This window comes from Streptomyces sp. NPDC043738 (genome assembly GCF_056436545.1).
In genome coordinates this window covers 1-9,554 of sequence record NZ_JBWKCJ010000061.1, presented here as the reverse complement: position 1 = coordinate 9,554, position 9,554 = coordinate 1, and the positions used below count along the sequence as shown (strand labels likewise).

10 protein-coding genes, 1 tRNA gene and 1 pseudogene are annotated in these 9,554 nt (G+C 71.6%); 8 read left to right on the top strand and 4 right to left on the bottom strand.

All coding sequences use genetic code 11. From position 1 onward, the window contains the following. Nucleotides 1-232 precede the first annotated feature (232 nt). The 4 genes from AC0680_RS37725 to rdgB all read left to right on the top strand — a co-directional run bounded on the left by AC0680_RS37725 (nucleotide 233) and on the right by rdgB (nucleotide 2,676). Nucleotides 233-466 (top strand): PTS sugar transporter subunit IIB, encoded by a 234-nt coding sequence (locus AC0680_RS37725; protein ID WP_018542266.1) that lies wholly within the window; start codon nucleotides 233-235, stop codon nucleotides 464-466. Nucleotides 467-586: 120 nt separating this feature from the next. Beyond that, complete coding sequence (rph, locus tag AC0680_RS37720) at nucleotides 587-1,318, top strand: ribonuclease PH (protein ID WP_478637554.1); 732 nt, start codon at nucleotides 587-589, stop codon at nucleotides 1,316-1,318. A 262-nt stretch (nucleotides 1,319-1,580) separates the two neighbouring features. Then, nucleotides 1,581-1,988, top strand: a complete 408-nt coding sequence (locus tag AC0680_RS37715) for a hypothetical protein (RefSeq protein WP_478637553.1) — start codon at nucleotides 1,581-1,583, stop codon at nucleotides 1,986-1,988. A 52-nt stretch (nucleotides 1,989-2,040) separates the two neighbouring features. Continuing rightward, nucleotides 2,041-2,676, top strand: a complete 636-nt coding sequence (gene rdgB, locus AC0680_RS37710) for an RdgB/HAM1 family non-canonical purine NTP pyrophosphatase (protein WP_478637552.1) — start codon at nucleotides 2,041-2,043, stop codon at nucleotides 2,674-2,676. A 64-nt stretch (nucleotides 2,677-2,740) separates the two neighbouring features. Here rdgB and AC0680_RS37705 read toward each other — a convergent pair. The 3 genes and pseudogenes from AC0680_RS37705 to AC0680_RS37695 form a co-directional block, all read right to left on the bottom strand. Continuing rightward, nucleotides 2,741-2,815 (bottom strand) — tRNA-Leu (locus AC0680_RS37705). Nucleotides 2,816-3,316: 501 nt separating this feature from the next. Continuing rightward, nucleotides 3,317-4,041: pseudogene (locus tag AC0680_RS37700) on the bottom strand (HNH endonuclease). A gap of 129 nt (nucleotides 4,042-4,170) precedes the next feature. Next, nucleotides 4,171-5,709, bottom strand: coding sequence for an MFS transporter (locus tag AC0680_RS37695; RefSeq protein ID WP_478637551.1), 1,539 nt, complete (start codon nucleotides 5,707-5,709; stop codon nucleotides 4,171-4,173). Between the two features lie 329 nt (nucleotides 5,710-6,038). On the opposite strand from AC0680_RS37695, the gene AC0680_RS37690 reads away from it, so the two are divergent. Then, nucleotides 6,039-6,545 (top strand): hypothetical protein, encoded by a 507-nt coding sequence (locus AC0680_RS37690; RefSeq protein ID WP_468983497.1) that lies wholly within the window; start codon nucleotides 6,039-6,041, stop codon nucleotides 6,543-6,545. Continuing rightward, on the top strand, nucleotides 6,545-7,852 hold the full coding sequence (locus AC0680_RS37685) for a sensor histidine kinase (RefSeq protein ID WP_478637550.1): 1,308 nt from the start codon (nucleotides 6,545-6,547) through the stop codon (nucleotides 7,850-7,852). The genes AC0680_RS37690 and AC0680_RS37685 overlap by 1 nt, the downstream gene beginning before the upstream one ends. 51 nt (nucleotides 7,853-7,903) lie before the next feature. Here AC0680_RS37685 and bcp read toward each other — a convergent pair whose 3' ends face one another. Further along, nucleotides 7,904-8,371 carry a thioredoxin-dependent thiol peroxidase gene (gene bcp / locus AC0680_RS37680; protein WP_478637549.1) on the bottom strand — a complete coding sequence of 156 codons (468 nt, stop codon included), beginning with the start codon at nucleotides 8,369-8,371 and terminating at the stop codon, nucleotides 7,904-7,906. Nucleotides 8,372-8,659: 288 nt separating this feature from the next. On the opposite strand from bcp, the gene AC0680_RS37675 reads away from it, so the two are divergent. Both AC0680_RS37675 and AC0680_RS37670 read left to right on the top strand, forming a co-directional pair. After that, the gene (locus tag AC0680_RS37675) at nucleotides 8,660-8,977 is read left to right on the top strand and encodes a DUF3618 domain-containing protein (protein ID WP_478637555.1); all 318 of its coding nucleotides are present in this window, start codon (nucleotides 8,660-8,662) and stop codon (nucleotides 8,975-8,977) included. Nucleotides 8,978-9,121: 144 nt separating this feature from the next. Continuing rightward, on the top strand, nucleotides 9,122-9,424 hold the full coding sequence (locus AC0680_RS37670) for a GroES family chaperonin (protein WP_044363777.1): 303 nt from the start codon (nucleotides 9,122-9,124) through the stop codon (nucleotides 9,422-9,424). Nucleotides 9,425-9,554: the final 130 nt, after the last annotated feature.

Genomic DNA, 9,554 nt, shown 5'->3' with positions numbered 1-9,554 from the left:
CCCCCCCCCCCCTCCCCCCCCCCCCCCCCCCCCCCCCCCCCCCCCCCCCCCCCCCCCCCCCCCCCCCCCCCCCCCCCCCCCCCCCCCCCCCCCCCACCGCGGTGATCGCCATCCGTGATCGCCATCCTTCGCCAGAAAGCGGACGAACGCCCGCAATGTTGGGCCGAACGTGCGTTACGGTGTGAAAACCGCGCGGCTGAACCGCCGGCGGCCGAGACAAGCAGGAGTGGACATGGCCAGCAAGGCTGAGAAGATCGTCGCCGGGCTCGGTGGACTCGACAACATCGAAGAGGTCGAGGGCTGCATCACCCGCCTCCGCACCGAGGTCAACGACGCCTCCCTGGTCGACGAGGCCGCCCTGAAGGCCGCCGGCGCGCACGGCGTCGTCAAGATGGGCACCGCGATCCAGGTCGTCATCGGCACCGACGCCGACCCCATCGCCGCGGAGATCGAAGACATGATGTGAGCGGGTGAGCGCGACCGCCGGGTCCCGCCGGCCGGCCGCGCCCACCTCCCCGAAGGCCCCGCCCCGGACGGTCCACCGCCCCGGAGTGGGGCCCTCGCCGTAGCCGATAGGGTCTACGCCATGTCTCGCATCGACGGCCGCACGCCCGAACAGCTCCGCCCTGTCACCATCGAACGCGGCTGGAGCAAGCACGCCGAAGGCTCCGTCCTGATCTCCTTCGGCGACACCAAAGTCTTCTGCACCGCATCCGTCACCGAAGGCGTACCGCGCTGGCGCAAGGGCACCGGCGAAGGCTGGGTCACCGCCGAGTACTCGATGCTGCCCCGCTCCACCAACACCCGCGGCGACCGGGAGTCCGTCCGCGGCAAGATCGGCGGCCGCACCCACGAGATCAGCCGCCTCATCGGCCGCTCGCTGCGCGCCGTCATCGACTACAAGGCCCTCGGTGAGAACACCGTCGTCCTGGACTGCGACGTCCTCCAGGCCGACGGCGGCACCCGCACCGCCGCCATCACCGGCGCCTACGTCGCCCTCGCCGACGCCCTGACCTGGGCCAAGGACAAGAAGCTGGTCCGCCACGGCCGCCAGCCGCTCACCGGCACGGTCTCCGCCGTCAGCGTCGGCATCGTCGACGGCACCCCCCTGCTCGACCTGTGCTACGAGGAGGACGTCCGCGCCGAGACCGACATGAACGTCGTCTGCACCGGTGACGGCCGCTTCGTCGAGGTCCAGGGCACCGCCGAAGCCGAGCCCTTCGCCCGCGACGAACTCAACGCCCTCCTCGACCTCGCGGTCGCCGGCTGCGCCGAACTCGACGGCGCCCAGTGGGCGGCGCTGGCCCGCACGCTCTGAGGACGGCCGGGACGGCTCGTCGCCGGCGGGTTGCGCCGGCGACCCGCGGCCGGGCCGGGCAGGCACCGCGCAGGACCGCGCGCCGCCCGGTCCGCCCGGTGCGCCCGGTGGTCCGCCGCGCGCCGCCCGGTCCGCCCGCGCGGCGCCGGCGCACCCGCGGTGTCCGAACTCCCACCCCCCGCTTGTCGGTTGGGGCAACCAAACAACCCCACCCCGCGTTTCTTCCTTTGCCCGCGCATGACCCAAGGGAAGGAACCGCTCCATGGCCGCCCGCACCGCCCGTACGCGCCGCCCCGCCCCCACCGCGCTCGCCGTCTTGGCCGCCACCGCTCTCGCGATACCGCTGCTCTCCTCCTGCGGGGCGATCCAGAAAGCCACGGACTGCGCCAAGACCGCCACCTCCGTCGTCAACGCCGTCGACAAGCTCCAGCAGGCCGCGGACAACGCCCTGACCGATCCGCAGGAGTCCGAGCAGGCCCTCGACAACATCGACAAGAACCTGCAGAAGCTCAGCAAGGACGCGAACGACCCCGAGCTGTCCAAGGCCATCGACAAGACGAACAAGGGCATCAAGGACGCCCGCAAGGCGCTGGCCGACAACAAGGCCCCCGACATCCAGCCGATCGTCGACGGGACCAGCGAGATGACGAAGATCTGCACTCCGGGGTAACCGGGATCATCGGCTGGGGTATCGGGTGGGGCAGCCGGGATAATCGGGTCCCATGCAGCCAGACACCGCCGGACGCCCCGAAGCCCCCCGCCGCCTCATCCTCGCCACCCGCAACGCGGGCAAGGTCCGCGAGCTCCGCGCCATCCTCGAGGCGGCCGGCCTCGACGTCGAACTCGTCGGGGCCGACAGCTACCCCGACATCCCCGACGTGAAGGAAACCGGCGTCACCTTCGCGGAGAACGCCCTGCTCAAGGCCCACGCCCTCGCCCAGGCCACCGGCCACCCCGCCGTCGCCGACGACTCCGGCCTCTGCGTCGACGTCCTCGGCGGCGCCCCCGGCATCTTCTCCGCCCGCTGGGCCGGCACCCACGGCGACGATCAGGCCAACCTGACCCTCCTCCTCGCCCAGCTCTCCGACATCTCCGACGAACACCGCGCCGCGCACTTCGCGTGCGCCGCGGCCCTCGCCCTCCCCGACGGCACCGAGCGCGTCGTCGAGGGCACCCTCGACGGGACCCTGCGCCACACCCCCGCCGGCACCGGCGGCTTCGGCTACGACCCCATCCTCCAGCCGGACGGGGACACCCGCACGTGCGCCGAGCTGACCCCCGACGAGAAGAACGCGATCAGCCACCGCGGGAAGGCGTTCCGGGCGTTGGCGCCGGTGGTGGGGGAGTTGCTGGGCTGACGCGGTCGGTGCGCACCTAGGCCAACGGCCTCCCTGCCGCAGGGACGGGGAGGCCGGGTGCGAGTGGGCCCGGTGGGACTCGAACCCACGACACACCGGACCTAAACCGGCGTCCTCTAGCCAGCTGGGATACGGGCCCGCAGCCGCTGCCTACTCTACTGGTCGCCGTTGGGTTGCAGGTGGCCGTCTCCCCCCTCGGCACCAGGTGCTCGTGACGGCGTGGCAGTTGGGGCACAGCAACCGCAGGTTCACTCGCCGGTTGTCGCGCCAGTCCCCGTTGATGTGATCGATCTCCAGCGTCATGGGCCTACCGAGCCACTGAGGGGCGACGCCGCACCTGGCGCAACGCTCCGGCACGCCGACTTCGCGCAGAGCGCGACGCAGGCGGCTGGTGGCGATCCGGTGCCCGCCGCCGTGCCGGACCAGCACGTCTTCCGGCCGCTTGGCGTTCGTGCTCGGCTTCCCGCGCCGGTGTGCCTGTCCCAGGAAGTGCGCTGTCGAGAGTCGCTCTTCGGCGATCCACTGGCGGAGCATCGCGCGCCGGCCCCCGTTTACCGGACGATCCAGGCGACGGAGCACTTCAGCGAGGGAATGCGACTCGGCCACCGCGGCGCGTAACACCTCCGGTGCGGGGCGGGCCTTACGCCGGGTCATGCTGCCGCAGCGACGGAGGCGTGAGCTGTTCACGCGCTCCGCTCGTCATACGGCGCCCACCCCTGGTGCGTCGTCCCTTGCGGCGCCCCCGGTAACTGTCCGTTGTGGAGTGGCAGTTGGGGCAGAGCAGTCGAAGATTCTCGATCCGGTTGTCGCGCCAGTTGCCGTCGATGTGATCGACCTCCAGGGGGAGCGGCTCGCCCAGCCATACCGGTTCGATTCCGCACAGGGCGCAGCGCTCCTCCACCCCCATCTCGTTCATCGCCCTCTTGAGCCGGGTGTTCGGCGTGCGACCGGCGTGTGCCGACGTGGTCTGGACGAGGATCTCTTCGGCGGTCCGGCGACGCCGGTTGTTCCTCATGTTCTCCGTACGGACCACTGAGGCGAAGTGCGAGGTGTCGATCCCGTACGCCTTGATCCGGCGGCTGATGTGGGTGTGGTGCCCACCGACGACCTCGAGCCCGAGGTGGCGCAGCACCTCGCACATGTTCGTCGAGGCCGAGACGGCGGCTTCGAGGATCTCCCTCGTCCACCGCACCCCCTCCCGCTCGAAGTGCGACATGTCCACCCCCAGCTTCCGCATCCGCTCCCTGAGGTAGTTCCGCTGCGAACTGCGCGGGTCCACCCCAACTTCTCCAGCGCCTCCGACAGCGTCCGTGACGACGACGCCGCGGCCTCCAGCCGTTCCCGGGTGTGCGGACTGACCGGCATGCTTCCCCCCTCAATGCCCGCGCACCGGACCCACCCCGTGCGCTTCGTCGACTCTCGAACATGTCAACGAGTGCACGGGGTGGTGGTCACGCGGAGCGAGGAGGGCCGGGCGAGGGCGGTGGGAAGGGGTCAGAAGCGGGGTTCGGTCGTCTGGGAGGTGATGAGTTCCACCGCCTCCTCCTTGGTGGCCACGGAGGGCGGGGAGCCCTCCAGGGGCTGTTGGGCGGTCTCCTTCATGCAGGCGACGGCGATGACGCCGACGAGGGCGGCGCCCATCGTGTAGTAGGCGGGGACCATGACGTTCTTGCCGAAGGCGTCCATGAGGGCGGTGATCACCAGGGGGGTGGTGCCGCCGAAGAGGGAGACGGCCACGTTGTAGCCGATGGACAGGGAGCCGTAGCGGACGTGGGTGGGGAAGAGGGCGGGCAGGGCGGCGGACATGGTGCCCAGGAGGCAGACCAGGCTGAGGCCGAGGAGGGCCATGCCGAGGCAGACGGCGGCCAGGGAGCCCTGTTTGACGAGGAGGAAGGCGGGGATCGCGAGGAGGAAGAAGCCGAGCATGCCGGACATCAGCAGGGGCTTGCGGCCGTAGCGGTCGTTGAGTCTGCCGACGGTGCTGATGATGCACATCAGGGCGACCATGGTGCCCAGGAGGATCAGCAGGCCGTGGGACTCCTGGTAGTGGAGGGTGTCGGTGAGGTAGGTCGGCATGTAGGACAGCAGCATGTAGTCGGTGATGTTGTAGGCGCCGACCAGGGCGATGCACAGGATCAGGGTGGGCCACTGCTGGGCGAAGATCTCGCCCAGCTTCTTCTTGGGGGCGTTCTCGGAGAGGTGGGAGAACTCCGCCTCCGACTCGACGACGGAACCCGTGGAATTGTGGGTGTGGGCGGCCTCGAACTTCTGGAAGGCGGGGGTCTCGTCGAGTCTGATCCGCAGGTAGAGGCCGACGAGGCCGAGCGGGCCGGCGATCAGGAAGGGCAGGCGCCAGCCCCAGGCGAGCATGGCGTCGTCGCCGAGGGCGGTGTCGAGGAGCAGGACGGTGCCGGCGGCGCCGGTGTAGCCGATGAGGGTGCCGAGCTCCAGGAAGCTGCCGAAGTAGCCGCGCTTCTTGTCGGGGGCGTACTCGGCGATGAAGGTCGAGGCGCCGCCGTACTCGCCGCCGGTGGAGAAGCCCTGGACGAGGCGGAAGGCGATGAGCAGGACCGGGGACCAGAAGCCGATGGCCGCGTAGGAGGGGATCAGTCCGATGCAGAAGGTGCCCAGGGCCATCATGATCATGGTGAGGGCGAGGACCTTCTTGCGGCCCACGCGGTCACCGAGGGGGCCGAAGTAGGCGCCGCCCAGGGGCCGTACGAGGAAGGCCACGGCGAAGGTCGCGAAGGACGACAGCAGGCTGGTGGTGTCGCTGCCGCCGGGGAAGAAGACCTTGCCGATGGTCACCGCGAGGTAGCTGTAGATGCCGAAGTCGAACCATTCCATGGCGTTGCCGAGGGCCGCGGCCTTCACCGCGCGCTTGACGACGCGTTCGTCGGTGACGGTGATGTCGGTGCGTCGGAGCCGGGGGTTCTTGCGGCGGGCGACGGCACGGAAGAGGGCGCGGTGGCGTCTGAGCGCGGCCGGGTCCTGGTCGGGGGCGCGGTCGGCTTCGGTGCTGCCGGTCGACACTGGGCGGTCCTCTCGGTCGGGCAGGGCGCGGTGGTGCTGGGCGCGGTGGGATACGACAGGTACGCCTGCGCGGTGACGCGCGGCTCAAACCCGTCCGGCCGGATGACGTGGGGTGTGTCACCCGTCTCCGGGGCCGTAGGGACCGCCGTGGCCAGGCGCGCCAAGGGGTGTCGCCGGGCTTGTTACAGGACTGGTACACAGCCGCGCGGTCACCGCAGTATGCGGGCAACCAGCCTGTGTGGCAGGGACGGGAGAGTGTGGGGAGCCGGGCGCGGCATTCGTGTTTGCTGGTTGGGGGTACGGGGCGTGGCTCCCGGGAGGAGATCGTGATGACGGACCGCGAAGGGTCCCGCTGGGTCCGGGGCCGTACCGCGCTGCTGGCCTTCGTCGGGGTGACGGCGCTGGCGGCGGGCGGGGTGTGGTTCAGCCAGGTGTCGGACCGGGCGTCGGCGGTGGACGCGGCGCCGAAGACCTCCGCGGTGCAGGACGTCAAGGAGGACGCCAAGGAGTCGCGGGGCCTTCCGGGGGTACGGGACTGCGGGATCGGCGAGCCGGAGATCAAGCCCCGGGTGATTACGCTGACCTGCGCGGACGCGGGGATGGTGGCGACCGCGATCAGCTGGCAGAAGTACGGGTCGCGGGACGCGCTGGGGACGGGTGTGGTGCAGGTGGTGAAGACCGCCGCCGGTGCGGGCGCGGACGCGGGGTTCCCGGCGACGTTCCGGCTCTTCGGGGCGAAGCCCGTCGACGGGCGGCTGGCGTTCACCGGACTCGAGGTCACGTACGAGGGCTCGACACCGCTCGGTGACACGACGGAGATGTACAACCTCGCGTGATGGGCATTCGAGGCCGGATCGCGCTGGCCATTTCCTGTATGACGGCGCTGGCCGTGGTGGTGCTCGGTTTCGCCGTGCACCACATAGCCGATGCCGAGCGGGAGCGTTCGGCGCGGGCGTATCAGGACGACCGGCTGAGTTCGGCGCTGCAGATCTACGAGCGGGACGGCAAGCTGGTGCTCGGCGCGCAGTTGGACGACGCGGCCCTGCCGTTGCCGCTGCGCGAGGCGGTGTTCAAGAACCAGTCGGGGACGTACGTCAGCGGTGGTGAGGATCCGCGGGTGTGGGCGGCGACCGGTGTCGGCGAGGGCGGGGACAGCGCCCCGGAGCGGTCGCTGTCGGTGTCGGCGGCGTATCCGGACGACGATCCGACGCAGGTGGCGCTGGACCGGGCGCTGCTGATCGCCGGGTGCGGCACGGTCGTGCTGATGGCGGTGGTGTCGTGGTTCGTCGCCCAGCGGCTGTCGCGTCGGCTGCGGCTGAGTGCGGCGGCGGCGCGGCGGATCGCGGCGGGGGAGGCGCCGGACGCGGACGCGCTGGCGAGCAACGGCCGGGACGAGGTGGCCGAGTTGGGTCGCAGCGTGCACCACATGGCGACGTCGCTGGCGGCGCGGGTGGAGGCGGAGCGCGAGTTCACCGCGGATGTGGCGCATGAGCTGCGTACGCCGGTGGCCGGTCTGGTGGCGGCCGCGGAGCTGCTGCCGCAGCCGCGGGCGGTGGAGCTGGTGCGGGACCGGGCGCAGGCGATGCGGCGGCTGGTGGAGGATCTGCTGGAGGTCTCGCGGCTGGACGCGGGGGTGGAGCGGGCCGATCTGGACGCCTGTGAGCTGCCGTCGCTGGTGCGCGGGATCGTGAAGCGGGCGGCGCGCCAGCGCGGGGTGGACGAGGTGTCGGTGGCCGTGGAGGGGGAGCCGCGGATCGTGGAGACCGACCGGCGGCGGGTCGAGCGGGTGCTGGTGAATCTGCTGGCGAACGCGGCCAAGCACGGCAGGCCGCCGATCGAGGTGGTGGTGGCCGGGGCGCGAATCGTGGTGCGTGATCACGGTCCGGGCTATCCGCCGGAGTTGTGTGCGGAGGGGCCGCGGCGGTTCCGTACGGCGGCGCCGGAGCGGGGGACCGGGCACGGGCTGGGGCTGACGATCGCGGCCGGTCAGGCGGAGGTGCTTGGGGCGCGGCTGGACTTCGGCGCCGCCGCGGAGGGCGGCGCCGAGGCCGTGCTGGAGTTGCCGGACCGTACGGTGACGGTGCCGGGCGGCGGTGGTGCACTGGCCGCGACCGACCGCGGCTCCGGCCCCGGGTCCTCCTGACGCGGGGGCCGGCCGGGCCGGAGTGGCCGGTTCGGGTGGTGGGTCCGGTGGCTACAGCCCCAGGTCCTTGATGATCTTGGCGACGTGGCCGGTGGCCTTGACGTTGTACAGCGCGCGCTCGACCTTGCCGTCCTCGCCGACGATCACGGTGGAGCGGATGACGCCGGTGACGGTCTTGCCGTAGAGCTTCTTCTCGCCGAAGGCGCCGTAGGCGGTGAGGACCGCCTTGTCCGGGTCGCCGAGGAGGGTGACCTCGAGGTCCTCCTTCTCCCGGAACTTGGCGAGCTTCTCGGGCTTGTCGGGGGAGATGCCGATGACCTCGTAGCCGTGGCCGGCCAGGAAGTCGAGGTTGTCGGTGAAGTCGCAGGCCTGCTTGGTGCAGCCGGGGGTCAGTGCGGCCGGGTAGAAGTAGACGATGACCTTGCGGCCCTTGTGGTCGGCGAGCGAGACCTCCTTGCCGTCCGCGTCGGGCAGGGTGAAGGCCGGGGCGGTGTCGCCGGGCTGCAGTCGCTCGCTCATGCCGAAACCTCGCTTTGCTCGGCCCCGCACTCGCGAGGCGCGCACCTGTCCATGATGCGCTCAGTGCGCTCGCTCATGGCTCTCCTTGTGGGTGGATCCGTTCGCCCCCGACATTAGCCAGCCGGGGCGGGCGGGGGGACCGGGGGCGGTGCGGGCGCGCGGAGCCGGTGGCCGGTGGGCCCCGGTGGGGCGCCCGTGGCGTGCGAAACGGGGGTGCTGTGGGGCGCGCGGGGGTGTGAGCTGACAGACTGTCCATCACGAATGGCGCGAGACGACGGAGGCAGCGCGGTGGCGGAGGCCAGGACCCCGGCGCAGATCGAGGCGGACATCGCCCGCAGGCGGCAGGAGCTCGCCGTCACGCTCGACGAGATCGGGGTGCGGCTGCACCCGAAGACGATCATGGGCGAGGTGAAGGCGCAGGCGGCGGCCGCCGTGGACCGTACGGCGGGGCGGGCGTATGTGGTCGTCAACCGCACGGTCTGTGACGTCCGGGCGCAGTTGGTGTCGCAGGACGGGGCGCCGCGGCTGGAGCGCATCGTTCCGGTGGCGATGGTCGGCGTGGCCGTGGTGGGGCTGCTGGCGCTGCGCGCCAGGCGGCGCAGCTGAGCGGCGGTTGGCCGGGGCGCCGGTGAGCCGGCTCCGGTGCGGCGCGAGGCGGCCCGCGATGCGTGGCGGGCCGCGCCGGACAGGTACGGTCGTGCCGTGACCCCGAATAACGCCAAGGACACCCACGACAAGCTGCCGATCCGGATGCTGCACGACCGTGTGCTGGTCCGGACGGACATCCCCGAGGGCGAGCGCCGCTCGTCCGGGGGCATCGTCATTCCCGCGACCGCTGCCGTCGGCCGCCGCCTGGCCTGGGCCGAGGTGGTCGCGGTCGGGCAGAACGTGCGGACCGTCGAGGTGGGGGACCGGGTGCTGTACGACCCGGAGGACCGGGCCGAGGTCGAGGTGCGTGGTGTGGCGTATGTGCTGATGCGTGAGCGTGATCTGCATGCGGTGGCCGCGGAGCGGCTGGAGGGCGCGGACGACTCGACGGGCCTGTACCTGTAGAAGCGGTGGCTGTGTGGCGGGGGGGGGGGGGGGGGGCGCAGCCCCATCCGGGTGGGTTTTCTCGCCCCGGGGGCAACCACAAAAAAAACAGCATGACGGGGGCGGAACAAAAGACGGACCACCCTCGAAA

Excerpts from the sequence above, each read along its gene's own strand:
- rdgB (WP_478637552.1), top strand. The coding sequence starts at position 2,041 with ATGCAGCCAGACACCGCCGGACGCCCCGAAGCCCCCCGCCGCCTCATC.
- AC0680_RS37690 (WP_468983497.1), top strand. The coding sequence starts at position 6,039 with ATGACGGACCGCGAAGGGTCCCGCTGGGTCCGGGGCCGTACCGCGCTG.
- AC0680_RS37715 (WP_478637553.1), top strand. The coding sequence starts at position 1,581 with ATGGCCGCCCGCACCGCCCGTACGCGCCGCCCCGCCCCCACCGCGCTC.
- AC0680_RS37685 (WP_478637550.1), top strand. The coding sequence starts at position 6,545 with ATGGGCATTCGAGGCCGGATCGCGCTGGCCATTTCCTGTATGACGGCG.
- AC0680_RS37670 (WP_044363777.1), top strand. The coding sequence starts at position 9,122 with ATGCTGCACGACCGTGTGCTGGTCCGGACGGACATCCCCGAGGGCGAG.
- rph (WP_478637554.1), top strand. The coding sequence starts at position 587 with ATGTCTCGCATCGACGGCCGCACGCCCGAACAGCTCCGCCCTGTCACC.
- bcp (WP_478637549.1), bottom strand. The coding sequence starts at position 8,371 with ATGAGCGAGCGACTGCAGCCCGGCGACACCGCCCCGGCCTTCACCCTG.
- AC0680_RS37725 (WP_018542266.1), top strand. The coding sequence starts at position 233 with ATGGCCAGCAAGGCTGAGAAGATCGTCGCCGGGCTCGGTGGACTCGAC.